This window comes from Methylobacterium sp. C33D (genome assembly GCF_053345825.1).
On the sequence record NZ_JBKFAV010000058.1, the window covers coordinates 1 to 25,216 of the forward strand.

Annotated in this window: 18 protein-coding genes and 1 pseudogene; 4 read left to right on the top strand and 15 right to left on the bottom strand. The window is 71.6% G+C overall.

Translation table 11 applies throughout. The features are described 5' to 3' along the window. Positions 1-124 precede the first annotated feature (124 nt). The 3 genes from ACLBXO_RS29295 to ACLBXO_RS29305 all read right to left on the bottom strand — a co-directional run bounded on the left by ACLBXO_RS29295 (position 125) and on the right by ACLBXO_RS29305 (position 4,612). Positions 125-1,417, bottom strand: a complete 1,293-nt coding sequence (locus ACLBXO_RS29295) for a cytochrome P450 (protein WP_447687604.1) — start codon at positions 1,415-1,417, stop codon at positions 125-127. Positions 1,418-1,493: 76 nt separating this feature from the next. Beyond that, positions 1,494-2,633 carry a helix-turn-helix transcriptional regulator gene (locus ACLBXO_RS29300; RefSeq protein WP_331318981.1) on the bottom strand — a complete coding sequence of 380 codons (1,140 nt, stop codon included), beginning with the start codon at positions 2,631-2,633 and terminating at the stop codon, positions 1,494-1,496. 158 nt (positions 2,634-2,791) lie between these two features. Beyond that, complete coding sequence (locus ACLBXO_RS29305) at positions 2,792-4,612, bottom strand: di-heme-cytochrome C peroxidase (protein ID WP_447687605.1); 1,821 nt, start codon at positions 4,610-4,612, stop codon at positions 2,792-2,794. 389 nt (positions 4,613-5,001) lie between these two features. On the opposite strand from ACLBXO_RS29305, the gene ACLBXO_RS29310 reads away from it, so the two are divergent. Further along, positions 5,002-7,809 (top strand): hypothetical protein, encoded by a 2,808-nt coding sequence (locus ACLBXO_RS29310; protein WP_447687606.1) that lies wholly within the window; start codon positions 5,002-5,004, stop codon positions 7,807-7,809. Positions 7,810-8,555: 746 nt separating this feature from the next. Here ACLBXO_RS29310 and ACLBXO_RS29315 read toward each other — a convergent pair. The 4 genes from ACLBXO_RS29315 to ACLBXO_RS29330 all read right to left on the bottom strand — a co-directional run bounded on the left by ACLBXO_RS29315 (position 8,556) and on the right by ACLBXO_RS29330 (position 12,285). After that, positions 8,556-8,774, bottom strand: coding sequence for a hypothetical protein (locus tag ACLBXO_RS29315; protein ID WP_447687607.1), 219 nt, complete (start codon positions 8,772-8,774; stop codon positions 8,556-8,558). A gap of 322 nt (positions 8,775-9,096) precedes the next feature. Then, positions 9,097-10,215 carry a metallophosphoesterase gene (locus tag ACLBXO_RS29320; protein ID WP_447687608.1) on the bottom strand — a complete coding sequence of 373 codons (1,119 nt, stop codon included), beginning with the start codon at positions 10,213-10,215 and terminating at the stop codon, positions 9,097-9,099. A gap of 120 nt (positions 10,216-10,335) precedes the next feature. Continuing rightward, on the bottom strand, positions 10,336-10,977 hold the full coding sequence (locus ACLBXO_RS29325; RefSeq protein ID WP_447687609.1) for an HAD-IA family hydrolase: 642 nt from the start codon (positions 10,975-10,977) through the stop codon (positions 10,336-10,338). A gap of 126 nt (positions 10,978-11,103) precedes the next feature. Next, entirely contained in the window at positions 11,104-12,285 is a 1,182-nt protein-coding gene (locus tag ACLBXO_RS29330) for an alanine racemase (protein ID WP_447687610.1), read from the bottom strand. 95 nt (positions 12,286-12,380) lie between these two features. Here ACLBXO_RS29330 and ACLBXO_RS29335 point away from each other — a divergent pair, with 95 nt between their 5' ends. Beyond that, the gene (locus ACLBXO_RS29335) at positions 12,381-13,331 is read left to right on the top strand and encodes a LysR family transcriptional regulator (RefSeq protein ID WP_447687611.1); all 951 of its coding nucleotides are present in this window, start codon (positions 12,381-12,383) and stop codon (positions 13,329-13,331) included. A 397-nt stretch (positions 13,332-13,728) separates the two neighbouring features. Here the strand turns inward: ACLBXO_RS29335 and ACLBXO_RS29340 are convergent, their stop codons facing one another. Next, positions 13,729-15,162, bottom strand: coding sequence for a diguanylate cyclase domain-containing protein (locus ACLBXO_RS29340; protein WP_447687612.1), 1,434 nt, complete (start codon positions 15,160-15,162; stop codon positions 13,729-13,731). Between the two features lie 663 nt (positions 15,163-15,825). On the opposite strand from ACLBXO_RS29340, the gene ACLBXO_RS29345 reads away from it, so the two are divergent. Both ACLBXO_RS29345 and ACLBXO_RS29350 read left to right on the top strand, forming a co-directional pair. Continuing rightward, entirely contained in the window at positions 15,826-16,527 is a 702-nt protein-coding gene (locus tag ACLBXO_RS29345) for a FadR/GntR family transcriptional regulator (RefSeq protein ID WP_447687613.1), read from the top strand. A 282-nt stretch (positions 16,528-16,809) separates the two neighbouring features. Further along, a complete protein-coding gene (locus tag ACLBXO_RS29350; RefSeq protein ID WP_447687614.1) occupies positions 16,810-17,823 on the top strand; it encodes a crotonase/enoyl-CoA hydratase family protein in 1,014 nt (337 codons plus the stop codon). Here ACLBXO_RS29350 and ACLBXO_RS29355 read toward each other — a convergent pair. The 7 genes and pseudogenes from ACLBXO_RS29355 to ACLBXO_RS29385 all read right to left on the bottom strand — a co-directional run. Beyond that, complete coding sequence (locus tag ACLBXO_RS29355) at positions 17,812-20,082, bottom strand: putative bifunctional diguanylate cyclase/phosphodiesterase (protein WP_447687615.1); 2,271 nt, start codon at positions 20,080-20,082, stop codon at positions 17,812-17,814. The two genes, ACLBXO_RS29350 and ACLBXO_RS29355, sit on opposite strands and share 12 nt — an antisense overlap. Positions 20,083-20,412: 330 nt before the next feature. Continuing rightward, positions 20,413-21,516, bottom strand: a complete 1,104-nt coding sequence (locus tag ACLBXO_RS29360; protein WP_447687616.1) for a YeiH family protein — start codon at positions 21,514-21,516, stop codon at positions 20,413-20,415. A 28-nt stretch (positions 21,517-21,544) separates the two neighbouring features. Further along, a complete protein-coding gene (sorB, locus tag ACLBXO_RS29365) occupies positions 21,545-21,877 on the bottom strand; it encodes a SorB family sulfite dehydrogenase c-type cytochrome subunit (RefSeq protein WP_447687617.1) in 333 nt (110 codons plus the stop codon). A gap of 13 nt (positions 21,878-21,890) precedes the next feature. Further along, complete coding sequence (gene sorA, locus ACLBXO_RS29370; protein ID WP_447687618.1) at positions 21,891-23,096, bottom strand: SorA family sulfite dehydrogenase catalytic subunit; 1,206 nt, start codon at positions 23,094-23,096, stop codon at positions 21,891-21,893. A 91-nt stretch (positions 23,097-23,187) separates the two neighbouring features. Then, entirely contained in the window at positions 23,188-23,955 is a 768-nt protein-coding gene (locus tag ACLBXO_RS29375) for a GntR family transcriptional regulator (RefSeq protein WP_331316039.1), read from the bottom strand. 132 nt (positions 23,956-24,087) lie between these two features. Further along, positions 24,088-25,077 (bottom strand): Ldh family oxidoreductase, encoded by a 990-nt coding sequence (locus ACLBXO_RS29380; RefSeq protein ID WP_447687619.1) that lies wholly within the window; start codon positions 25,075-25,077, stop codon positions 24,088-24,090. 4 nt (positions 25,078-25,081) lie between these two features. Further along, positions 25,082-25,216, bottom strand: a pseudogene (locus ACLBXO_RS29385) (3-phosphoglycerate dehydrogenase); the annotation flags it as partial.

The window sequence follows — 25,216 nt, forward strand, 5'->3', positions numbered from 1 at the left end:
CCGGGCGCCGCGCGGGCGGGTCTGCGCGCGACGCCCCGGATCCGACGCGCGGGCGCGCGCGGAAGGGGCGCCCGACGGACCGATCGGGCGCGCGGTGTCGGCGGCGTCCTGTCCGCGCGCCGGGCTAGCCGGGCGCGGCGGCGCCGGCCGGCCGTCCGGCGTAGGAGATCCGGAACGCGGTCGGGAACGGCGTGCCCCCGTCCTCGACCGCGCCCTCGGCCCGCACGGCGTCGCGGAGCAGGATGCGGCGAACGATCTCCGGGATCATCGCGCCCGCCACGTAGCGGCCGAGGCACTCGTGATGGCCCCGGCCGAAATGGAGATAGGTCTGATCCGGGCGGGTCGGGTCGAAGCGGTCCGGCTCGGGCACGCCGGTCGCGTCGAACATCGCCGACAGGCTGAGGGGCAGGACGATCCGGCCCTTGGCGATCCGGCTCTCGGCCGGGCTGCCCCGGCCGAGCACGTGGTCGGTCTCCGCCTGGCGGAACATGAAGGCGACGATCGGCGCGAAGCGCAGCGCCTCCCACACGTAGCCGTCGAAGGCGGCGGGTCCGGTCCGGGCGGCCGCGCGCGCGGCCGCGAGAACCTCCGGCCGGCCGAGGAGCTCGGCCAGGGCGCGCACCACGGCCTCGGACGTGGTCTCGATGGCCCCGATCAGCAGGCCGCCGACGTTGATGACGACGCGGTCCATGCCGAAGCCGGTCGCCGCCGGCAGTTGCAGCCGGAGCAGCCGGGTGAGGACATCGTCGGGCAGATCGGCGCCGGCCTCGATCGCCGCGACGCGCGCCGGGATGATCATGGCGAAGGCCGCCCGCATCTCCTGACGTGCCCGATCCGCCGCCGCGTGGATCGCCTCGGCATCCGGGCGCTCGTCGAAGGGGAGGTTGTTGAACTGGTCGAACTGGTTCGCGTACGACCAGCGCAGGAGGTCGGCATCCGGGGCCGTGAACCCGAAGACGCGCTGCACGATCCGCAGCGGCACGAGGCGCGACAGCGACGCCACGACGTCGATGGTCCCGCTGCCCGCGTCGAGGCCCGCGTCGAGGGCCGCGTCGGTGACGGCACCTGCCTGATCGCGGATCGCCGGGAGGTCGCGCCAGGACAGCACGGCGCGCATGACCGCCTTGTCGCGGTAATTCACCTCCGTGCCGTCCAGCGCCAGCATGAAGTCGCCCATCTTGGGCTTGTAGAGCGCGACGGAGAAGACCTGCGGCAGGGACAGGATCTCCTCGACCTCCGCGCGTCCGGCGACCAGGATGGCCGCGCCGCAATCCAGGGCGGTCCGCCGCGCGCGCAGCTGCGCGAAGAAGGGCCGCGGCGCGCGGGCGATCCAGTCCCGGGCGCGCTGCCAGCGCTCCGCCACCGGCAGGGCCTCCAGGAAGGCGAGGCAGGGCGTCTCGGGAGCGGCGGCGCGCATGCACGACCTCCAAGGATCTTTCAAGGATCGTCCAGGGATCTTCGCGGCGCGGGCGGTCCGGCCCGGCGCCCGGTGGTCAGTTGAGCGAGATGTCCAGCCCCTCGCGCAGTCGCGCCACGAGCTCGCCCTGCCGGTGCGTCTCGGTCTTGGCGAACAGGGCGCGCAGCTGGGTGCGGGCGGTCGAGATCGCGATGCCGCGGTCCTGGGCGTAGGCGTCGAGGGACCGCCCCGAAGCGACCGCGTTGGCCAGGATCGACTCGGCGACGGTCAGCCCGAACAGCGTCTGCAGCCGCGCGGCGTTGCTCTCCTGGGCCTTCTGGGTCCCGGTCCGGATCACGATCGCCAGCTCGGCCCGCACCTTCGAGCCGCTGCCCGCCGGCCGCTTCGACAGCGGGTGCAACGAGACGCGGTAGGGCACGCCGCTCTCGCCGCAGGTCACCGTGATGTGGTCGGCCTGCGTGATCGCCACGTCGCCGCTCGCGGCCGCGAGCGCCTCGCCGGCGGCGCGGGCGATCCGCCGCCCGGTCTGGCTGTCCTTGAGGACGAGGCTGCCCTTCACGAAGGACAGGCCGGTGCGGGACCGGGCGAGCGCTTCGGCCGCGCGGTTGGCGTGCGCGACGCGCAGGTCGGAATCGGTGAGGATCACGGCGGCGTCGAGCAGGTCCAGGGCGGAGGCGAGATCGGACGTGCGCTCGGAGGCCTGCCGCATCAGCGCGTACAGCTCGAAGGCCCGGCGCAGGTGCGGGACGAGCATCGCCAGGCGCCGGACCTCGTCGGACCGGAACGGGCCGCCGTCCTCGCCGCGCATCGCCGCGAGCGTCGCCATGACGTCGGCTTCCTTGGCGAAGTAGGTGACGAGGCTGTGCTCGATCTCGAAGGGCTGGACGACCTCCTTGAACAGGGCCGACTCGCGGAACTGCACCGCGTCGACCCCCTCCTCGGCGCGGATGACCTTGCCCTGATTCGACAGGATGTAGGGGAGGCGCGGATCCTCGGTGGCGTGCCGGTAGAGGAATTCGCGGTAGCGCGCCCGCTCGAAGCCGGACACCGCCCAGAGCGGCTTGCGGTTGCCGTCGAGGCTGAACACGGCGAGCTGGCCGACCCGCCCGCCGACGAAGTCGGTCAGGTCTTCCAGGAGCGCCGACCACTCCTCCGGCTGGCCGACGCGGTCGTAGATCGACCCCACCAGAACCGAATACGTCTCGAGATCCTGCATGGCCACGCTCCCCGGTGAGTGCGTATCTTGACTGGTGTCAGATCTCCAACCGTCCGGTCAGTCGGATATGGGCCGAAAACGGTCGTTCCATTACGGATGCAATCGAACGACAAATCAATACTGATAACGTGGGAATCGTTAGCGCGGGACCCGCGCGTCTAGAGGGTTCTCAGATACTCCAGGAGCTGCCGGCGCTGCGCGTCGTCGAGCTGCTCTGTGCCGTAGGCCGGCCCCTCGTGGCCGGTATTGGCATTGCCCGGCAGCGCGGTGTCGAACAGGAACGGCCCGACGTCGGACCGGAAGCCGATCCGCTCCTCGTCCAGCTCGCGGCTGCCGACGCGGAACGTCCGGGATCGCCGGCCGGACGGCAGCAGAAGCTCGTACAGGTTCGGCACCGAGCCGTTGTGCAGGTACGGGCCCGTCGCCCAGATCCCGTTCAGGGGGCGCGCCTTGTAGACCAGCAGGTCGCGGTCCCTCCGCGCACCGACCAGCGCGGCGACGAGGCCCTTGCCGCCGGCGGTCGAGACATCGTCGAGCATCGCGTTGCGGGCTTCGAGGGCGGCGGTGCCGCGCTTGAGCAGTCGCTCGAGGATCACGGCCCGGTCCGCCCCGACGCCCGACGGGTCCGGTCCGCGGTCGAGCGGCGCCAGGATCGCGCCGGCGACGAGCGTGGCCACGAGTTCGAGGCTGCGCGTCTCGGCGGCCAGCGGCGGCGTCGTCGCCAGGAACGGCATCCGGACCCCTTCGAGGATCCCGGTCCGCGCGCGCCGGGACACGGCGTTCGTCGCCATCCTCGGGTCGGTCCCGATCTCCGCCAGCGGCGTCAGGGTCACCGTCAGCGCGCGGTTCGCGCCGGTCGGGGCGAGCGCGTGGCAGGACAGGCAGTACCGGTCGTAGTGGACCTTGCCGGCCGCGGCGTCCCGGGCCTGCGCCTCCGTGCGCGGCGCGATGCGGTCGGGCCAGGCCGGCGCCGTGAGGGCGCCCAGCTGGGTCTCGATCCGCAGGAGGTTGACCCGGTCCGCCGAGGTCTCGAACCAGAGCGGCGGCAGGGTCGGCTCCCGGATGTCGGCGCGGGCGAAGACCCCGAGCACCTCGCCGACATTCCGGCCCAGCCGCTCGACGGCGAGCCCGTTCGCGGCCGAGCCGTTCCACTGCACCCGGTCGTGCCACGACGTGTCCCACAGGAACGGGTAGCTGACGGGCGCGTCGGGCGGGGCGATGTTGTGCGGGTCGCCCAGATCGATGCCGGTCGCCCGGTTGAAGATCATCCCGAAGGCGTCCAGGCGCGCCGGGCCCCAGGGCACCGCGGTCCGGCTCGACGCGACGTAGCGGGTGAAGTCCTCGGCCAACCGCGTCAGGCTCGCCCGCAGGCGGCGGCGGTCGGCCTCGGACGGGCCCGCCCCCGGCGCCGACAGTTCCGCCGGGATGACGCGGCGGGCGAAGCGGTCGAAGCGCGCCGCGTCGTCGCGCGTCCGCGCGAGGGCGCGGCCGAGTTCCTCGATGAAGGCGAACATGTCGGCATCGGCCGGACCGCCATCGATCAGGATCGATCGGCCGCGCAGGTCGACCCGGTTCACGTGGCAGGCGGCGCAGGTCATGCCGATCCATTCGCCGCGATCGTCGACATCCTTCACGAAGCCGATCGGAAGCCCGCTGCGGTTCGATCCGCGCGTCCCGTCATACGGGTTCGGCAGGTAGCCGAAGCGCGCGAGCCCGTCCGCGACGAAGAGCCCGTCGTCGTCCGGACGCTCCAGGGACATGAACCAGGCATACGGCATGATCTGCGAGCCCTGGCTCGCCCGGTAGAACCACGCGCGTTCCTGCGGCGTCCAGGATTGATCGAGGAAGTGCGGCCCGTCGCCCGGCCTGTCGCCCAGCCCCTGGTCGGCGGCGCGCAATCCGGCCTGTGCCGGGACCAGGATGATCGCGGTGAGCGCGAGGACGCGGGCGGACCGGCGGGCGGACTGGGAGCGGGTCACGATCGCACCTGGGACATGGCGGGAACCCTGCCTTCGCGAAGCGTCTCGCCGAGTTCAATAAACGTCCAACCCCGCCCGCGCGTCCTTCAAATGGAGGATGTTCGAATACAGTTTTTCTGTGAGGCTCAGAGAGTCGGTAATTTCAGCCGTCCCTTGCGCTGCGGCCCTGATCGGCCGCAGGTCTGATCCAGATGAGCCGCTTTCATGGCGGCTCTTGGCGATAAGATCTATATCTCCGTTACTGAAACTGTAAAATTTTATCGTGTTTTGTTCCGATCTCCGGCGGAAAAATGTTCGGGCGGTCAATCGTCGGACCGGCCGCGGCGCGGTCGTTCCCGTATCGCGGCCGCTGAACCGCACGGTCCGGCACCGGGGCGACAGGAGGAGCGATGAGCGCCAGTCTCGCGGGTATCCAGGCCGATACCCCACCGCATCATCTGCCCGCGGTGACGACGGGCCGGGACGCGTGGTTCCTCGACACCGAGCAGGCGCTCGAGGAGGAGATGGATCATTTCTGCGGGCCGCCGCAGGCCGGCGATCCCGTGCCCTGGCAGGCGCGGGCCGACCAGGCCCGGCTCGCCGCCCTGTGCCTGTCCGGCGGCGGGATCCGCAGCGCCACCTTCTGCCTCGGCGCCCTGCAGGCGCTGGCCAGCCGGCGGATGCTCGGCGAGTTCCACTACCTGTCGACGGTATCGGGGGGCGGCTTCGCCGGCGGCTGGCTGCAGACATTCATACGGCAGTGCGGCAGCGTCGCCGAGGCCGAGCGCCAGCTCGGCGGCTCGGGCAACGAGATCTTCGCCAAGCTGCGGCGCTACACGAACTACCTGACACCGGAAGTCGGGATCCTGTCGTCGGACACGTGGGCCGGCATCGTTCTCTACATCCGGAACACGATCCTCAACTGGTTGATCATCTTCCCGCTGCTGCTGTTCGTTCCCCTCACGCTGCTCGCCTACAGGACGGCGCTCGAGGCGGCGAGCGGCAGCACGCTGTGGCTGCCCCTGGTGCTCGGCAGCGCCGCGCTGTTCGTCGCGACGTTCAGCGCCTGCATCCACCTGCCGAGCCATCGGCCGCGGACGGGCGACGTCACGGCGTACGCGTCCCCGGCGCGGATCGCGGCCTGGATCATCGCGCCGACCTGCGTCTGGGCCCTCGCGCTGCCGTTCACGCTCCGCGCGCTGTTCGAGCAGCCGCTGCCGGTCTCGGGCCTGTCCCTGTGCCGCCTGGGCCTCGCCTACTTCGCCGTGCAGGTCGCGGCCTATCTCAGCGGCCTGATCTGGCAGACCTGGAAGGGCCATCCCGGCCTCTGGCTGTACGAGCGGAATGTCGGCCCCTGGCTCGCCAGCAGCCTCGTCTCGGCCGCTCTGATCAGTCTCTGCGCCGGCGCGGCCATCGACTGGCTGGTCGGCGGGGCTGCCAGCTTCGACGCTGGAGATGCGAATGTCTCGCAGACCCTGACCTACGCGGCCCCGCCGGCGCTGATCGTCATCCACCTGCTCCAGAGCGTCATCTTCATCGGGTTCCGGAAGAGCGCCGAGTGCGCCGACCTCGACCGCGAGTGGGTCGCGCGGGTCGACGGACAGCTTCTGCTGGCCGCGATGGGCTGGACGGGGCTGTGCCTGTGCTGCCTCGTCCTGTCCGCCAACGCCCTCGGCCGCGACGACGCGCAGATCCCCGCCCTGTTCGGCGCGCTCGCCGCCCTCGCCACCGGCCCGGCCGCCGCCTTCCTGGGCAAGCAGGTCTTCGTCCGCGCGCAGTCCCTGGCCGCCAAGGGGCGGATGGACGACCTCGTGATGATGGGCCTCAGCGCGATGGCCGCGGTCTTCGGGATCACCCTGTTCGCGCTGATGGGCTGGTGGCTCGGCCGCCTCCTCGGCTCGGCGTACGACCTGTGGGGCAACTGCCTGCTGCCGCGCTGGGCGCTGGGCGGCGCGGAAGCCGGCTCCGTCTGCGGCATCAACCCCTACGGCATGATCGTGATCCTGGATGTCGCGGTGGCGGCGGTCCTGGCCGGGGCCGTCTGGCTGTTCGGCCGGGTCAACGTCAACCGCTTCTCCATGCACGGGGTCTACCGCAACCGCCTGACCCGGGGGTTCCTCGGCTCGGCGCGGACGCGGCGCGACGCCGATCCCTTCACCGACTTCGACGAGGAGGACAGCCCGCGCATCGCCGAACTCGGGACGGAGAAGCGGCTGCTGCCCGTCGTCAACATGACGCTCAACCTGACGGATCTCATCCACACCGAGTGGGCGGAGCGGAAGGCCGCCTCGTTCACCGCGACACCCTTCGCCTGCGGATCGGCGATCCTCGACCGCGCCGACAGGGCGCGCGACGAGCCCAGCACCGGCGGCCCGCGCGGGGCCTACATCCGCACGTCCCAGTATGCGGGGATGGAGACGCGCGGCGATCGTGTCAGCGCGGGTCGAGGACCGCTGCTGGGCGGTCTGCTGACGATCTCAGGCGCCGCGGTCAGCCCGAACTGGGGCTATCACTCGTCGCGCCTGATCGCGTTCCTGATGACCTTGTTCAACGTCCGGCTCGGCGCCTGGCTGCCCAACCCCGCGGTGGCGCGCCGGGACGACCTGAAGCTCGCCAAGCCGGCGAACTCGGTGCTCGCGCTCCTGAGCGAACTGGGCGGCCGCAGCACCGATGTCCGGCAGGCGATCTACCTCTCGGATGGCGGCCATTTCGACAATCTCGGCGTCTACGAGATGCTGCGGCGGCGCTGCGCGCGCATCGTGGTGATCGACGCGGGCCAGGACGAGCACTGCACCTTCTTCGACCTCGGCAACGTGATCCGGAAGGCCGAGGTCGATGGGCTGGCGAAGGTCCAGATGGGCGAGATGCGCATTCTCTCCCGCTCGGCGATCGAGCGCGAGGGCAAGCGCGTCGGTGCGCTGGGCTACGCGCGCGGTACGATCTCGTACCCGGGCGCCCGCGACGCGGCATCGCTGATCTACATCAAGCCGAGCTTCCTGGACGACATCCCCGCCGAAGTCCGCGCCTACGGCGCGACCAGCCCGACCTTCCCGCACGAGAGCACGGCCAACCAATGGTTCTCGGAGAGCCAGTTCGAGAGTTACCGCGCCCTCGGCTTCTATCAGGTCAGCAAGATGTTCGGCTCGCAGCTCACGACCTTGTCGGATTGGTCCGTCTATCTCGACAGCGAGATCGGGCGCCGGGCCGCGGATTGCTAGCGCGGGCGAAGTCTCCGGACGCGGCCGCGCTGCCGATCGCGGTGACCGCCCGGACGCAGAAGTCCTGAACGATCCGTGCCGGGACGGTCGATGCCGATCTGGCCGCGCCCGGGACGTCGGCGCGTCACCTGGGCGCCGAGGCGCGATGAACACGCCTCAGGTCACCCTATCGTCGGCGCCGCCGAGCGCGTGGTGCGGAGAACGTCTTCCGGCCCGCGCCGCGCGCTCAATAAAGCCGGCCAGCGTCCGCCACCGGACCGAGCGGTCGAAGCTGAGAGGGGCCGGGATTATTGCGTGCCGGCAGCGATCCGGTGCATCGAATGGCGCGGAAACTCTATTGCTCGACCCCATTGAGGCGTCAATTGAGCGATCTACGTAAACTTGCTCGCGTCGGGCGCGCGGAATCGATCAAATGATGGATGCTTTAGTTGGGGGTCGCTGCTAGGACACGCTATCCTGTTGGGCGGAGGAGCGGATGCGGTACCGGGCCGTAAGTGTCTTGGATGTGTCGGCCGCGGTTCCGGATGGGACACCGACGGACGAGACCCTCATGCTCCGCGAGCACATCCGTCGGATCCTGCGCAAGCTCTCCCGGGTCAGGGCCGAGCTTCAGTACAGCTGAGCGGTGCGGGGTGTGTCGGCGGTGCGGATCTCTCCACGCAGCCCCCGATCGTCGGGACCGGCCGGGTCGTGCCGCATCCGCGTGGCCGCGACGGGCGGCATCCCGTTCGGTGCCTCGGTAGCGTCTACGAGATCACCTCGGTGTCGTGGCGGCTCGGCGCGGGTTCGACGTCGCGACCGGACGGAGTGTAGGCGCACCAGCCACATTGCCCGAGGTCGGCCGCCCGCGGCGCGTTCCACTGCGAGCAGAGAGGGCAGATCTTCAGCACGAGCTTGGCGCCGTGCGCGAAGGCCAGACCGCGGCCGCGGAACGTGACTCTACCCTGGGGGAGATCAGTGGACATCGGCGCCCTGACTGCAACACAGGTTAGTCACTGGAACCTGTCCAATCTGTCGAATTCCGTCAACCCCGGATGACGCTCCGCGTCGCGATCGGGATGTCGTGGTCTGCCGCGATGACGAAGCTGCCCGAGTTCTTTCCGGTGGATCGCCGGAGACTTCGGGCGGGGCGGTAGCCTGGCGTCCGCGCAGCGGGAGCCGAGGTCCCAGCGGCTCCCGAGCGGCTCCGGTCACGATTCTGCTCGCACCCCTCCCGCACGGCACGATTCGACAGCGATGCCGGTCTCGGCCGGGTCGCACCGAGGGCGACGAAGCGATCGCGCCGCGTCAGGCGGCGGTCCGCAGGGTGATCCGCGTGAGCTCCGACGGACGCCCCAGCCGGAGGGCGAAGCCGGGCCAGAGACCGGTGCCGTTGCCGACATAGAGCTGCATCGCCCCGACCCGGTACGCCCCCGAGACGAACCCGGCATTGCCGCGCGCCACCAGACGGTCGAGGCCGCGGATCATGCCGCCGTGGGTATGGCCGGAGAGCTGGAGCGCCACCCCGCGCGCCGCGGCCCGGGCGGCGTTCGCCGGCTGGTGGTCGAGCAGAACGATCGGCGCGCCCGCCGGTGCGCCCGCCAGGGCAGCGCCGAGGTCGGGGCCCGGATGCCCCGTGGCGGGCGCGGAGCGGTCGGTGACGCCGGCCAGCACCAGCGCGCCGCCCCCGCGCCTGAGGGTCGTGTGGGCGTTGGCGAGGACGCGGATGCCCAGGCCCGCGAGGTGGCGCATCCAGGCGTCGTGGTCGAAGAAGTACTCGTGGTTGCCGGGCACGGCCCAGACCCCGTCGCGCGCGCGCAGGTCCCGCAACGGCCCGACGTCGGCCCGCCGGGCCTCCAGCGACCCGTCGATGAAGTCGCCGGTCACCACGATCAGGTCGGCCTGGAGGGCGTTGGCGCGCGAAACGACGGTCCGCGCCCAGGCGGCCGGGAACAGGCGGCTGATATGCAGGTCGGTCAGGTGCAGGATCGTGTAGCCGTCGAATCCGGGGGGCAGGTCCGCGATCGCGACCGGGACGTCCTTCAGCGGCGGCACGCGCGCGGCCTGCGACACGGCCACGGCCGAGAGGCACGCGGCCGCCGCGGCCGGCGCGACGCGCCAAGCGGTCGGGATCGCCCAGCCGCCTCCGGGCAGCGCCAGGGCGATCAGCGCGACGAGGTCGAGGGCGAGCTGCATCACCGCCACCAGCGCGATCGCGCCGAACGCCCAGTTGAACAGGATCACGACCGGCCGCGGGAATTCCGGCGCGAAGACCGACCCGGAGGAGAGGCGGCTCCACAGGTGGTACTGGGAGGCGATCAGGAGGAGCGCGGCGAGGCCGAGCCTGAGCGCGAGCGGCGCCGGCAGGGGCCACACCACCCGCGCGATGACGTAGGCCGCGGGCAGGCTGGGGATGAGGCGGATCATGGACGGCTTCATGGACCGGGCAGCGGCCGAAAGGCAAAGCTCGCGCCCGGCAGGCCCCGCTCGATCCGTGCCCGCCGCCCGCCCCGGGACCGCTCCCGCCGCCCCCGGGGACCGTCGATGTCAGCGCGCGCTCGGATCGAACCAGGCGCGCAGCGGATCCAGGGTGGTCGCGTGCGCCAGCGGGGGCGCCGCGCCGTCCGGGGCCGCCATGCCCACGCGGTCGTGCCAGTAGGTCGCCAGCCCCACCCGCGCCGTCCCCACGAGGTCGAAGGCCGAGCCCGCGACGAACAGGCAGCGCGCCGGCTCGACCTCGAGCGCCTGCAATCCCAGCCGGTAGGGACGCGGATCCGGCTTGTAGAACCCGGCGCGCTCCGCCGTCACGATCGCGTCGAACTCGACGCCCACGCAATCGGCGGCGATGCGCCCGAGACGTTCGGAGCAGTTGGTCACGACGCCGAGCCGCACGGGGCGCGCCGCGAGTGCCCGCAGGGTCTCGGTCACACCGGGCCAGGGCCGGAGTTCGCCGTAGCGGTCCTCGAGCTCCGCCGCGAGGCGGCGCGGCATGCCCACCGCCTCGGCGGCTTCGGCCACGAGATCCGCGTAGGGCCGGTACGCCCCCGTCCGGTAGGTGATCCGCAGGTACTCGGCCCGCCACCGGCGGCCGGCCTCCGCGCTGCCGGCGACCGAGTCCCACAGGGACCAGCTGTCGAGCAGGGCCGTCAGGAGATCGAACAGGACGGCGTCGAACCGATGGGACGTCATGGTGGGCTTCTCCTTCGATATCGGGCGGCGGTCACGCGCCGGACGGCGGCCGGGCTGGCGCCCGCCGCGTTCGCCGCCGCCGGGCCGTCGAGAGGCGCCGATCCGTCACGTCACGGCCGGCACCGCCTACCAGCCATTGATGCGCGGCCAGACGGCGGTGACCCGGCCGTCGGCGTCGAGGACGTGATAGCGGTCGTACTGGGCGCCCGTCGCGCAGGCGTGGTTCGGCAGGATGCGCACCGGGTCGCCGATGGCCAGGTCGGGGAGGGCGGCGCGGGAGCCCGGGCGCAGGGCCAGGATGCCGTGCTCCTGGTTGGCGTCGGCGACGATCAGGTCCGTGTAGGGCCGGCCGGCGCGGTCGCAGACCACGCCGTAGCCCTGATCGACCGCCTGCCGGGCCGTGCCCCGGTCGCGCGACAGCGCCATCCAGCCGGCATCGGTGATGATCCAGCCCTTGTCGCGGCGGTACCCGATCACGGTGGCGAGCACGCTCACCGCGATGTCGTCGACCGCGACGGAGCCGACGCCGGCCTGGAACAGGTCGCCGAACATGAACACGCCGGCGCGGACCTCGGTGATACCGGCGAGAGTCCGGGCGTAGCGCGCTGTCGGGGTCGAGCCGACGCTGACCACCGGGCACGGGAGGCCCGCCTCGCGCAGGATGGTGGCCGCCGTCACCGCCGCCGCGCGCTCGTTCTCCGCGGCCGCGGCGAGATCCTCGGGATCGCTGAGCCCGTAGCTGTCGCCGGCATGGAGCAGCACGCCGCGCAGGTCCGCCGCCGCGCCGAGCGCGCGCCCGATCGCCTCCAGCAGCGCCGCGTCGGCCGGCTTCACGCCGGAGCGATGCCCGTCGGCGTCGACCTCGATCAGGACCGGCAGACGGTCGCCGGTCCGCGCGGCCCAGGCGGCGACCGCGTCCGCCTGCTCGATCGAGTCGAGCACCACGGCGAGGTCCGCGCCCCAGCGCCGCCGGATCGCGCCGACGCGGTCGAGCTTCTGCGGGGCGATGCCGACGCCGTAGATCATGTCCCGCACCCCGCCCTCGGCGAAGTACTCGGCCTCGCGCAGGGTCGAGACCATCGCCGGGCCGGCCGGACCGGTCATCGCCAGACGGGCGACGTCGATCGACTTCGCCGTCTTCAGGTGCGGCCGGAAGGCGACGCCCAGCCGGTCCAAGTGCGCCCGCATCCCCGCGAGGTTCGCGCGCAGCCGCGCCTCGTCCAGGAGCAGGCACGGTGTCTGAAGGGGCCCCGACGCCCCGTCGGTCTCCGCCGACGGCGACCGCGTCCCCGCTCCGGTGTCCGGCATGTCCGCCTCTCCCTGTCTCGTAGACGGGTGACAGATCACGCCGGGCCGGCGGACGCCATTAATCTGTTCGGCATTCTGGATTAAGGTCAGCCTTAATGCTCAACACCGACGATCTCCGGTTCTTCGCCGCGGTGGCGGCCAGCCCGTCCCTGGCCGCCGCGGCGCGCAGCCTGAACGTGTCCCCGCCCGCCGTGACGCAGAGGCTGCGCAGCCTCGAGACGCGGCTGCGGGTCCATCTGGTCGACCGGTCCGGCCGCGGCCTCACGCTGACCGACGAGGGGGAGCTGCTGGCCGAGCGCGGCCGCGACCTCCTCGGCGCCTTCGACGATCTCGCCGACGCCCTGGCCGAGCGCGTCGGCGCGGTGACCGGACATCTGCGCGTCGTCGCCCCGCTCGGCTTCGGACGGCGCCACGTGGCCCCGGTCGTGACGGCGTTCCGGATCCGGCATCCGGGCGTGCGGATCGACCTGCTGCTCTCGGACCGCCTGGGCCGCATCCCGTCCGAGACCTGGGACCTCGCGATCCACGTCGGTGAGATCCGGGAGGCGACCCCGAGCCTGACCGTGCGCGCCCTCGCGCCGAACGACCGGATCGTCTGCGCGGCGCCCGCCTACCTCGCCCGGCACCCGGCCCCGCGTGGGCCGGCCGACCTGCTGGACCACACCTGCATCGCCCTGCGCGAGAACGACGAGGACGTGACGCTCTGGCGCTTCCGCGCGGCGGACGGCGCCGAGGCGCGCGTCAGGGTGGACGCGGGCTTGGTCAGCAACGACGGCGACGTGGTGCGGGGCTGGGCCCTCGCCGGCCTCGGCGTGATCGTCCGCTCGGAATGGGATGTCGCCGACGACCTGCGCGCCGGGCGGCTGACGCGCCTGCTCGACGGCTACGCCTTGCCGGCGGCGCCGGTCGTCGCCCTGCTCGGCTCGGAGCGGCGGTCGCGCGCGGCCCGGACGGAGCGGTTCCTCGAGGCGCTCCGCCGCTCGTTCGACCCGCTCCCGTGGCGCGCGCCCCCGGGGCCGGACGGTGCCGAGAATCCCGCGCGTTGAGGGGGGCGGGATCCGGGAGACCGCCCCCGGGTCGGCGGAGGCCTGTCGGTTTCCCGGACGGGGTCTTCCCGGGGCGCACCGGCCGCGCGCGTTCCCGGCCTGAACCGGCCTCCGGACGGCGTCCGCTCTCCCTCGGCTCCGGATCGCGATCGGCATCCCGATCGCGATCCGCGCGTCGACGATCGGACGATGCAGGCGGCCGATCCAGGAGACGCCGGTCCCGTGACCGTGGCGCGCGATGCCTGGGCCGGTCGCTGCCGGCACCGCGGGAGCGCGGGGGAGGTGGCCGGCGCCGCCCGTGCGCCTGTGCCGGTCCGGCCGGAGCGGCGTCGCCGGGCGGTCCGACGCGCGCTCAGCCGGTGCTGCCCCGCGGCAGCTCGCCGGGTCGGTCTCGAGGTCAGGCTGCCCATCTCAGGGCGTTGCGACCGGCGTCCTTCGCCTCGTACAGCGCTCGATCGGCCCGCTGAGCCAGCTGCTCGTAGCCCTCACCGACGCGCGCGACGGCCAGGCCCATGCTCACGCTGAGCGGCGCTTCGGATCCGGCACCGGTCGAGTCCGGCAAGCCGCGGGCGCCGGCGCGGATCCGCTCGCACACCGCCCGCGCGCGCTCCAGATCACTCCCGCGGAGAAGGATCACGAACTCGTCGCCGCCGAGACGCGCGACCAGGTCCCCCGGGCGGATCTGGGACGCGAGCAGCGATCCGAGGGTCCTGAGCGCGCGATCGCCCGCCTGATGCCCCCAGTGATCGTTGATCTGCTTGAAGTGATCCACGTCGATCGCGATCAGGCTGGCCGGCGGCAGGGCCCGGACGGGCAGGATGGTCGCGATCTCGTGCTCGAAACCCGCCCGGTTGAGCAGCCCTGTCAGGGAGTCCGTGAAGGCGCTCCTCGTCATCTCTCGATCGTGCGCGGCCAGCGCGGCCGTGAGCCGCGCCCGCGCGGAGACCTCCGCGGCGACGGGCAGGCAGGTCAGCAGGATGAAGGCCAGGAACACCTGGAACGCCTGCGCCTGCGTGACGGCGTCGGCCGCGATCAGGACCATCGGCCCGCGGCCGTAGATCGTGGCGAGGCCGCCGATGACGGCCACGACCATCACGGCCGCGGTGACGCCGAGGCGACCCAGCCGGAAGGCGATCAGGATGAGGGGAGGGAAGATCAGGAACAGTAGGGGGCGGCTCGTGCAGAAGAAGGTCGCGTACGCGACCGACCCTGCGAGGGCGAGCAAGGCGACCGCTTCGAGCCGTTCCCGCCAGCGCTTCTTCGCGAGCGCGGTCGCGTAATCGCCCCGGAACAGCGACAGCAGGAAGGGCGTGAAGACGATGAGGCCCAGGCCATCGCTCGCGACCCAGGTGCCGAAAGCCCTCAGCGGGGGCTCGCCGAAGACGAGATACGCCGTCGCGCTTCCCAAGACCCCGCTCGCGGCCGGTGCCAGCAACCCCGCGATGGCCAGGAACCGCAGGGCGGATCCGGTGGATTGCAGCAGGGCGTCCCGCGCGTAGGTTTTCCGCAGGAGATGGACCGCCAACGTCACCTCGGCGAGGTTCGCGACACTGTACAGGAGGGGGCCGACCAACGTCCCGCGCGCCAGGACATTGGCCGCGACGTTCGCGGCCAGTCCGGCACTCAGCACCGTGGCCGATCGCGATCTGTCGTTGCAGAGCAGCAGAGCGACCAGGATGGCATTCGCCGGCCAGATGGCCGCGATGTCGCGCCCGCTGCTGACCAGGCACAGTGTCGAAGCCGCCGTACAGAAATAGAGGGACGCGGCCGTCACCCACAGAGACAGGGTCGGACGTCCGTCGCTCTCGTCGTCGGCGCGCGCTCGGCTCATGCCCCCGCTAAACACGAAAATTTATAACGAACGGCTAATCATGTACAACTGACGGTCAATCGAAATTCTATAGCGCAACCACCGGAGACGGAGACGATAGACCGTCGGTCTTGCCGATGAGCTTGGCGGGCACTTGTCCCGCGCGATCGGCCGGATACCGGACCTGCATCGGGTCGCCGCTGAAGCGTCTGCCGACGGCTGGGTGCCGGAGGCTGTCTCGCCGACCCGTCCCCGTCGCGTCGGAGCGCAAACGTCCCCGCGGTGGATCCAGTCCCGCGCGCGCCGACGACGGCAACCAGGCGATCGACGAAGCCCAGAGCATCACGCGGGGCGCCCTCCCCTGGCGCGGAGCGCGGCTCCGGCGACCAACTTGTTGTAAAGTTGACAAGCCGATACGTGGCCGTTCCGGGATGGCCAAGGGGAAGCGGCTGCCGGATCTGCGACAGCTCCCGGGCGCTGGTCCGGGCCGCGCCGCTGCGATGGGGACGGCGGTTACCGACGGGCGCTGGGATCGAGGCTGGTCCTACATGTTCTTACAAGTCGGGTGACTGCGGCGCCGCGATGTGGCAGGCTGCCGCTCCCTCGAAACGACAGCCGGCCCCGTGGCCGCGCCGGAACGGTCAGACAGTGACAGCACCCTTAGCCCCGGCGCCGGAGGCGCCGATGCCTCGGCCGACGAGCCTGGTGGACGCGGTCTACCGGTCGATCGTCGGCGGGATCGCGGACGGCACGTACCGGCCGAACGACCGCCTGCCGAGCGAGCACGACCTGGCGGGACAGTTCGGGGTCTCGCGCCCCGTCGTCCGCTCCGCCCTCGAGCGTCTGAGACGCGAGGGCACGATCCTGTCCCGTCGCGGCGCGGGAAGCTTCGTCCGGGCGGCCGAGGCGAAGCAGAAGCTCGGCTTCGCCCCCGTCGAGAGCATCGCCGACATCCAGCGCTGCTACGAGTTCCGCCTGACCATCGAGCCCGACGCGGCCTTCCACGCCGCCCTGCGGCGGAACGGCCCGGCGCTCCGGGCCATCGAGAACGCCCTCGTCCTGCTCGCGACGGCGACGCGCCAGGAGCAGCACCGGGAGGATGCCGACTTCGCGTTCCATCACGCGATCGCGGAGGCGTCCAACAACCACTATTACGCCGCCTCGCTCCAGGCGCTGCGCTCGCACATCGCCGTCGGCATGAAGATCCACGGCCTCTCTCTGCTCGGGCCGAATTCCGGCCTGCGTGGGGTGTTCGACGAGCACGAGGCCATCTTCCGCGCGCTCCGGGATGGCGAGGCGGAGGCCGCGCGCGGCACGATGGCCGCGCATATACGGGGCTCGCGGGACCGCCTGTTCGAAGGGCGGCTGCTCGACCTGTCGCTGTAGCGCCGGCGCCTCCGGTCGGTCGGCGCCGCGGAACCGGGGCGGCTCCGGACCTGCCAGGACCTGCCAGGATCTGCCCCGGGGCGCCTCGGCACGGGCCGAGCCGCTCCATCGCGTCGGCATCGACGGGCCGTCCCCGGCCGATAGCCTCAGCTTGCAAGCAAAAACGGCTAATGAGCCCGGAATTAACCAAAGTTTAATTATCTGAGGAGGGCCGCGCCGGCGCGCTGGCCCCGCCGTGCCGGCTGCGATACGGTTAAGGACCACTTAACGGGTCCAAATGATATGGCGTCTATTACAGGTCTCGCCAAGGATTTGGTGCCATATCCCGGCCCCGTGCCGCTGCGCCGGCGGCCGCCGGCCACGCGGCGACCGAGCGGGACGCGGATCGCTCAGGCGGTATCACCCGTAGCGCCCACCCTCTCCGAACTCGCTCAGATCGAAGTCAATTTCGAGGCCGGCATCAATACGCTGTGGGCCTTCATGCGCCCGCACGGACGCCCATGCCAGAATCCCGAGATGCTGGCCGACTTCAGCCGGCTGCAGGATGACATCGAGCGGGGCTTCGGCAACGGCGGCCCTGACCTGAACTATTTCGTCTTCGGGTCACGCTTTCCCGGCGTGTTCAGTCTCGGCGGTGACCTGAACCTGTTCGCGACCAGGATCCGCGCGGGTGACGAGGCCGCGCTGGTCGGTTACGGCAACGCGTGCGTCGACGTCCTTCACCGCAACATGAACGCGCTGAACCTGCCGATCATCACGATCGGCCTGGTACAGGGCGACGCGCTGGGCGGCGGCTTCGAGGGGCTGCTCTCGTTCGACGTGATCATCGCCGAGAAGGGCACCAAGTTCGGTTTTCCGGAGATCCTGTTCGGGCTCTTCCCCGGTATGGGAGCGTACAGCTTCCTCGCCCGGCGGCTGGGCACCATCAAGGCTCAGGAGATGATCCTCGAGGGGCGAACCTACACCGCGGAAGAGATGCACGCCCTGGGGATCGTTCACATCCTCGCCGAGCGTGGCCAGGGCGAGGCGGCCGTGCGCGCCTACATCGCCGGCAACCATCGCCGCCGCAACGGGCAGCAGGCGATCTATCAGGCCGCCCGCGAGGTCAATCGCATATCGTTGGAGGAATTGAGAAGGATCGTCGCGGTCTGGGCGGCCGCCGCGATGAACCTCACGGACCGGGATCTGAACATCATGGAGCGGTTCGTTCTGGCTCAGGACAAGCTCAGGGGAAGAGCCCAGGCCGCCCAGTCCCGCGCGCTCCCCGCACAAGACCTGTCACCGTCAGCTCGCTAGCTTCGCCAGGGGCTCCGCGGCCGCCAGCATGGTCCGGATCTGGGGGGCGGGGACCGGACGACTGAACACGTAGCCCTGGATCAGATCGCAGCCCTCTGCCCGGAGGATGGCGAGTTGCGTGTCGGTCTCGACGCCCTCGACGACGATGGCCATCCCGATGCTCCGTCCCATGCCGACGATCGCCCGGATGATCGCGGTCGATTCGGACTTCCTGTCCAGATCCCACACGAACGACCGGTCGATCTTCAACTTGTCGAAGGCGAAGTTCCTCAGGGAGCTCAGGGACGAGTAGCCGGTTCCGAAGTCGTCGATCGACAGGCGGATCCCGAGCTGGCGGAGCCTGTTGATGGTCTCGACGATCTTGTGCGTCGCGCCCAGCGTCACGCTCTCCGTGATCTCGAGTTCCAGGCGATGCGCCGGCAGGCCGGAGCGGCTCAGCGCGCCGATGACGTGGAAGGCCAGCTGCGGATCGCCGAACTGGCGCGGCGACATGTTGACCGCGACGCTCACGGTCGACGGCCACTTCCGAGCCTCGCGACACGCTTCGTTCAAGACCCAGTTGCCCAGCTGGACGATCAGCCCCGAATCCTCGGCCACCGGGATGAAGTCCGAGGGCGGGATGTAGCCGGATACGGGGTGGTGCCACCGGAGCAGCGCCTCGCAGCTCACGATCGCCCCGCTGCTCGCGTCGACGATCGGCTGATAGTGAAGCTCCAGTTCCCCGTTGGTCAGGGCGGCCCGGAGATCCGACTCGAGGGCGTGCCGCGCGCGCGTGGCCGCTTCCATCTCGTGCTGGAAGATCTTGAACCCGCTCCGGCCGGCCCCCTTGATGGCGTAGAGGGCTATGTCGGCGCATTTCAGGAGTCTGTCTTCGTCGTTGGCGTGGACCGGGGCGATCGCGATGCCGATGGAGGCGCCGACCGTCACCTGATTGCCGTCGATGTCGAAAGGCCGCTCCAGTTCCCGGAGGACGCGCTGCGCCAGATCCTCCGCGACGGCCGGCGACGTGACGGATTGCTGGACGATGACGAACTCGTCGCCGCCGAGGCGGGCGACCGATCCGGACAGCGCCCCGATCCCGCGCAGCCGGTCGGCGACCATCTGCAGCAACCTGTCCCCGGCCGGGTGCCCCAACGTGTCGTTGATGACCTTGAAATGGTCGAGATCGAGCAGATGGACCGCGAAATCCCCCTGGCCGCTGGCGCTGGCCTTCAGCGCCTGGGAGACCTTGGCCTTGAAGCTGCTGCGATTCAGCAGGCCGGTGAGATCGTCGTAACTCGCCATCTGCTGGATGCGGGCCTCGTTGCGACGCCGCTCGGTGATGTCCTCGAAGATGATGACGTAGCCCTTCTCGGCGGTTCGCCGCTGCATCAGGGAGACCACGCGATCGTCGGGGAGGAGCAGGATCAGGTTCCCCGACCGCAGCGCGTTCGACGCCGCCGAGAACGTCGAGCGTGTCGAGCCGCGCCCCGCACGTCTCTCATCGATGACGGCACGGCTCAGCTCGTACAGGGATCTGGCCGTGGAATTGGTATGGATCCGGTTCGCGGGGATGCCCGATATCGAGAGGAACTGGTCGTTCCAGACCTGAAGGCGGCCGCGGGCGTCGAACATGCACAGCCCGTGCGACATGTTGCGGAGCGCGATGTCGAACAGATTGGCCTGGGCCTGGAATTTCTCGGCGAGCGCCTCCTTGTCCCGGGTCGTGACCAGGGCCGACACGATGATCTCGCGCGTGCTGAGCGTGATGTCGATCATGCCGTAGGCGAACAGGAGCGAGAGGATGCCGAGCGAGGCCCGCTCGCCGTCGCCGGACATCAGCAGACCCGCCGACAGCGGCATCGCCGACAGGAGGACCTGGGCGATGGCCAGCAGCGGGCGGCCCGCATTGCGGCCCGAGATGCCCGCGGCGTAACCGATCGTGAACGTGGGGGTGATGACCTGGAGCGCGAGGTTGGACGACCGGGTCGTGATGAGGAACGACAGGATGCCGAGCGAGGCGGCGTAGGCGAACGCGCCGAGGGAGAAATATGTCTCCCAGGTCCGGTAACGGTCGTGCTTGCTCGGCCCCTTGCTCAGGTAGATTCGAGCGAGCACGATGCGGGTGAGCCCGATCAAGCCGACCGCGACGGCGGTCAAGGTGATCGCCCGGTCGTCGGACCAGAACGCCGCGGCCGTGGCGACGATGGTGCCGGACGCCGCGCCCACCGCGAGAGACGCGAAGGGTTGATACAGCCCGTCGACGAGCGAACGCTTCACGTCGCGCGCGAGAAGGGCATCCTCAGCGAGTGCGGCCCGCAGTTTGGAGTACAATCCCAACGCGGCGTCTCGCTACTTCGCTTTCGTCGCGGCGGTCATCATTCGGAGGGTTCAATCCAGGACTATCTCTGGAGATTAGCGGGCTCGAATTTCGAAGATATTGAGGGTCATGGTTAACGGCGCGGCTTGAGCATGTCTCTGTAGCGAATATTTATATTGTTTCTGCGAAGATTTCGTGATCGCGGCCGGCAGCGGAGCGGACTATCGATGCCGTGCCGGCCAGTCCGGCGCATGTAAGAGTCCCGTCGGGCGCCGTCGCCGGCGACCGGCTCAGCCGAGCCCGAGCCCGCGGATCAGCAGGACGGCGATGACCAGCAGCACGAGGAGCGAGGCGGTGACCGCCATCGTGACCCGGCCGCCGACCTGGGCCAGCACGCGCACGTCCACCCCGAGGCCGAGCGCGGCCATCGACACGATCGTGAGGAAGCCGGCGAGCCGGGAGATCGGCCCGACCCAGCCGTCCGGGATCAGCCCGAGGGAGCGCAGGCTCGCCAGGGCCAGGAAGCCGAGGATGAACCACGGCACCAGCTTGAAGAAGCCGGGCCGGCGCCGGGCGCCCCCCGGGGCGCTTCCCCCCGCCGCCGGCAGGCGCGGGGCGAGGAGCGAGAGGGCCAGCACCACCGGCCCGAGCATCAGCACCCGGACCAGCTTGACCAGCGTGCCCACCTGCGTGGCGAGCGGGCCCACCGGCACGGTCGCCGCCAGCACCTGCGGCACCGCGTAGACGGTCAGCCCCGCCAGCACCCCGTACTGGTGCTCGCTGAAGCCGACGAGCGGCACGAACAGCGGCAGGCCCAGGACCATCAGCACGCCCAGCACGGCCGTGAAGGCGATGGCCGCCGCCACGTCCCGGCTGTCCGCCCCGATCACCGGGGCCACGGCCGCGATCGCCGAGTTGCCGCAGATGGCGTTGCCGCAGGCGATCAGCAGCGCCATGCGCACCGGCAGTCCGAGGGCGCGGCAGAGGGCGCAGCTCGCCAGGATGGTCAGCGCCACCGCCCCGACGATGCCGGCCAGCAGCGCCGGGCCGGAGGCGACGATGGCCCCGAGGCTCACCGCGGCGCCGAGCAGCGTGACGGCCACTTCCAGCATCTGCTTGGCCGAGAAGGCGATCCCGGCCTTGTAGCGCGCGCCCGGCACCCAGGCGGTCCGGACGGCCGTCCCCAGCAGGATGGCCAGCACCAGCGCCTCGACGTAGGGATGGCCGGTCAGGTGTTCCTCGCCGGCCTGCAGCGCCTGCGCCACCGCGGTGATACCCAGGCACAGGAGCAGGCCCGGGATCAGCGTGCCGGCCGCTCCGGCCCAGGCGGAGGCCCGCCGCGAGCCGGTCGGCGCGGCCCCGGACCGGTCCGGCACGGCGGTTCTGACGGTCATCGCGGGGCCTCCTGCCCGGTCTCGGCGCTCAGTAGGCCGCGCCGAGATAGCCGGCGATGGCCCGGGCCTGCTCCTCCGTGATCGGCGCCCGGTAGACCTTGATCATCTTGGCGACCTCGGCGTCCCAGAAGGCCTGCCCCTTCTTCGATGGCTGCATGGCGACGTAGTCGGCCGAGTGGCAGGTCAGGCAGTTCTCCTGCGCGGCCTGGAAGCCGGCCGCGTGCGCGGCATCCGGGGCCGGCCGGAACTGCGCCGTCGGTTCCGGCAGCGCGTAGGTCTCGGGCGCGGCCAGCGCGGGTGTCGCGGCCAGCGCGGCGGCGATCGCGACGACCGGCGCGCGGAGTGGGCGGGTGCTGAACATGCCGATCCTCCCTCTAGGCCGCGCGCACGCGGGTCGTCTCGACGACGTTGCGCATGTAGCCGGCGGGGTTCCAGCGCGGCTCCATCGGCTGGGTCGCGCCGTCGTTGCCCGTGGCCCGCACGCGCAGGGCGTGGGCGCCCGGCGCGAGATCGACCTCCGCGGTCCAGGTGCGGAAGGCGTAGGGGCCGAGATCCTGGCCGAGCGCGGCCCGAGTCCAGGTGGCGCCGTCGTCGGCCGAGACCGCGACCTCCCGGATGCCCGAGCCGCCGTCGAACGCGATGCCGCGCAGGCCGACCGGACCGGCCTTCACCGGCGCGCCGTCGGTCAGGTTCGTCAGGAAGGAGCGGACGTTGAGGCGGCCGATCGGCACGGTCCTGTCCGGCGCCTGGCCGGGCTCGGTGCAGGCGCAGGCGTTGTCGGGGATGCGGTAGGCCGTCTTCATCCAGAAGCCCTCGAAGGGCTGATCGAGGACGGCGATGCTGTCGAGGTGCTTGACCCAGTAGGTGCCGTAGTAGCCCGGCACCACGAGGCGGAGCGGGAAGCCGTTGAGCCAGGGCAGGTCCTGCCCGTTCATGCCCCAGGCGAGCATCACCGCGCCGTCCCGGGCGTGGTCGAGGGTCAGCGCCTTGGCGAAGTCCGGCGTCTCGGGCAGGACCGGCCCGTCGAGGCCGTTGAAGGCGACCTGCACGGCGCCGGCCTTCACGCCGGCCCGGTCGAGCACCGTCTTGAGCGGCACGCCGGTCCAGCGGGCGCAGCCCATGGCGCCGTTGGCGAGCTGGCCGCCGGCGATGCGCGGCGCGAAGAAGCCGCGGGAATTGCCCGAGCACTGGTTGACCGCGACGATCTCGGTCTGGGGCATCGCCTTGAGGTCGGCGAGCGACAGGGAGAGCGGGCGCTCGACCTGCCCGGTCACGGCGACGCGGAAGGCCTGCGGGTCGATCTCGGTCGGGATGTCGGCGAGGTGGTAGCGGACGAAGAACGCGTCGTTCGGCGTGATCGCGCCCCCATCGAAGACCGCGAATGGCGTCTCCAGCTGCGGCGGGCGCGCGGTCATCTGCAGGAGCGGCCGCTTGCCCGGATAGGCGACGAGCGGCCGCTCGCCGTTGCCGAAGGGCAGCGTCGCGGTGTCGGCCGCCCGTGCGCGCGGCACGCCTCCGAGCGCGGCGAGGGCGCCGAGGGCGCTCAGTCGCATGAAGTCCCGTCTTCCGCGATCGGTCATCGCGTGCTCCCCGTTCAGGCTGTGGCAGCGGAGGTCCGGTTCGGCGCGCCCCGCCTTCGACTGCGGGGCGGCGCGTCGGGAGGGATCCCGGTCAGCGAAGGACCGAGAGATAGTGGATGTCCTGCGTCAGGCAGGTCGAGAGGCGCCACTCGACCGGCCGCTCCTCGAGGTCGATGGCGACGCGGTCGATCTCGAGGGCCGGGGTTCCGGCGGGCACCTGGAGCAGCTCGGCCTCGCGGGGCCCGATCGCCACGGCCTTGAGGCGCTCGTTCGCGGTGGCGATCGTGATGCCGTAGCGGGTGGCGTAGAGGCTGTAGAGGGTGTTGGGCAGCTCGATCTGGGCGATGCCCGGGAACAGGCCGGCTGGCACGCTGATCGTCTCGACCACGCACAGCGTGGCGTCGACGGCGCGCACGCGCTCGATCCGGACCACGCGGGCGGACCGCACGAGGTCGAGCCGCCCGCGCTCGTCGGCGCTGGCGGTCGCCTCCGCGATCCCCGTGACCCGGCTCGTCGGCATGCCGGTACCGTCGCCGTCCGGCCGCAGCTTCAGGAAGCGGAAGACGCTCTGCTTGTCGTCGTGATCGGCCACGAAGGTCCCGCGGCCCTGGCGGCGCACCAGCAGGCTGTCGGCGGTGAGCGCGTCGAGGGCCTTGCGCACCGTCCCCTGGCTGACGCCCAGTTCGGCGGCGAGCTGCCCCTCGCTCGGCAGGACCTGGCCGGGCTGCCAGACCGCGTCGGCCAGGCGCTTCAGCAGCGTGTCGTAGACCTGCCGGTAGAGCGGGCGGAAGCCGACCGCGCCGGCGCGTCCCGAGTCTGCGCGCCCCGAACCTGCCTGCCCTTCGCCTGACCGTTCCATCGCGTGACGACGCAGAGCCCCATCCGTGGGTAGAGCGTCGAAGGTTGTGTCCAGCACCTCTCCCTCCTCTCGCTTACGTCGCCCTGCCGACGGGAGCAATCACGGGTTCTCCCTCCGCACAGGCGTTACGCCTCACAGCGCCCGGATCTCGGCCACGAGGGCTTCGGGCAGGTCGAGGCCCGCCTCTGCGGCCCGGCGGCGGAGCCCGAGCCGGCGGCTGCCCGGGAGCCGGGCGCCGTCCTGCCCCTCGATCGCGCCGGCCAGCGCCGCGAAGCGCTCCGGCGCGTCCGGGCTGAGCGCCGCCGCGTCGAGGGCGAGGATCAGCTGCCCGGTTCCCGGCGGGTCGCCCGCGGCGTCGAGGAACGAGGAGGCCTCGCCGGCGAAGCGCGCGCCGACGAGCCCGGCGGCGAGCAGCTCGACCATCAGGGCGAGCGCCGTCCCCTTGGCGTCGCCCAGCGGCACCATGGTGCCGTCGAGGGCGGCCGTCGCGTCGGTCGTCGGCCGTCCCGCCGCGTCGAGGGCCCAGCCCTCGGGGATCGGCTCGCCGCGCTTGGCCGCCCCGACGATGTTGGCGCGGGCGACCTTCGACAGGGCGAGGTCGACCACGATCGGCGCGCGGCCCGGCAGCGGGCAGGCGAAGGCCAGCGGGTTGGTGCCGAACACCGCCTGCCGCCCGCCCCAGGGCGCCATCGCGGCGGGCGTGTTGGCGAAGAGCAGCGCGACGCAGCCCTGCTCGGCCAGTCGCTCCACCGGTCGACCCGCGGCGCCGCAATGGTGCGAGCGGCGGATGCCCGCCGCCGCCACGCCCTGCTGGCGCGCGAGGCCCGGCAGCGTCTCCAGGGCGAGGTCGATCGCCGGGTAGGCGAAGCCGTGGGCGGCGTCGACCGCGAGCAGGCCCGGCCGCGGGCGCGTCGCCCGCGGCACCGCGTCGCCCACGACCTTCCCGGCGCGCACCTGCGCCGCGTAGGGCGCGACCCGCGACAGGCCGTGGCCCTTGAGCCCGTCCGCCTCGGCGCCGACCAGAGCGCGGGCGACGCTCCGGGCCGCGGCCTCGGCCGTGCCGCAGCGGACGAGGGCGTCGGCGGCGAGGGTCTCGGCCTCCGGGAGGGTCAGGTTCGGCATCGGCTCAGCGCTCCGTGAGGTGGCGGCGCACGGCCCGGGCCGTGACGGCGGAGACGCGCACGTTCGATTCCTGCGTCACCCCGGCGATGTGCGGCGTGAGGATCAGGTTCGGCACGTCGGCGAAGACGGCGCCCGCCGC

Bases quoted from the DNA above. Each gene is read 5' to 3' on its own strand.
- ACLBXO_RS29360 (WP_447687616.1), bottom strand. From the start codon at position 21,516: ATGACCGTCAGAACCGCCGTGCCGGACCGGTCCGGGGCCGCGCCGACC.
- ACLBXO_RS29300 (WP_331318981.1), bottom strand. From the start codon at position 2,633: ATGCAGGATCTCGAGACGTATTCGGTTCTGGTGGGGTCGATCTACGAC.
- ACLBXO_RS29375 (WP_331316039.1), bottom strand. From the start codon at position 23,955: ATGGAACGGTCAGGCGAAGGGCAGGCAGGTTCGGGGCGCGCAGACTCG.
- ACLBXO_RS29295 (WP_447687604.1), bottom strand. From the start codon at position 1,417: ATGCGCGCCGCCGCTCCCGAGACGCCCTGCCTCGCCTTCCTGGAGGCC.
- ACLBXO_RS29325 (WP_447687609.1), bottom strand. From the start codon at position 10,977: ATGACGTCCCATCGGTTCGACGCCGTCCTGTTCGATCTCCTGACGGCC.
- ACLBXO_RS29340 (WP_447687612.1), bottom strand. From the start codon at position 15,162: ATGAGCCGAGCGCGCGCCGACGACGAGAGCGACGGACGTCCGACCCTG.
- ACLBXO_RS29335 (WP_447687611.1), top strand. From the start codon at position 12,381: ATGCTCAACACCGACGATCTCCGGTTCTTCGCCGCGGTGGCGGCCAGC.
- sorB (WP_447687617.1), bottom strand. From the start codon at position 21,877: ATGTTCAGCACCCGCCCACTCCGCGCGCCGGTCGTCGCGATCGCCGCC.
- sorA (WP_447687618.1), bottom strand. From the start codon at position 23,096: ATGACCGATCGCGGAAGACGGGACTTCATGCGACTGAGCGCCCTCGGC.
- ACLBXO_RS29320 (WP_447687608.1), bottom strand. From the start codon at position 10,215: ATGATCCGCCTCATCCCCAGCCTGCCCGCGGCCTACGTCATCGCGCGG.
- ACLBXO_RS29380 (WP_447687619.1), bottom strand. From the start codon at position 25,077: ATGCCGAACCTGACCCTCCCGGAGGCCGAGACCCTCGCCGCCGACGCC.
- ACLBXO_RS29330 (WP_447687610.1), bottom strand. From the start codon at position 12,285: ATGCCGGACACCGGAGCGGGGACGCGGTCGCCGTCGGCGGAGACCGAC.
- ACLBXO_RS29350 (WP_447687614.1), top strand. From the start codon at position 16,810: ATGGCGTCTATTACAGGTCTCGCCAAGGATTTGGTGCCATATCCCGGC.
- ACLBXO_RS29315 (WP_447687607.1), bottom strand. From the start codon at position 8,774: ATGTCCACTGATCTCCCCCAGGGTAGAGTCACGTTCCGCGGCCGCGGT.
- ACLBXO_RS29310 (WP_447687606.1), top strand. From the start codon at position 5,002: ATGAGCGCCAGTCTCGCGGGTATCCAGGCCGATACCCCACCGCATCAT.
- ACLBXO_RS29345 (WP_447687613.1), top strand. From the start codon at position 15,826: ATGCCTCGGCCGACGAGCCTGGTGGACGCGGTCTACCGGTCGATCGTC.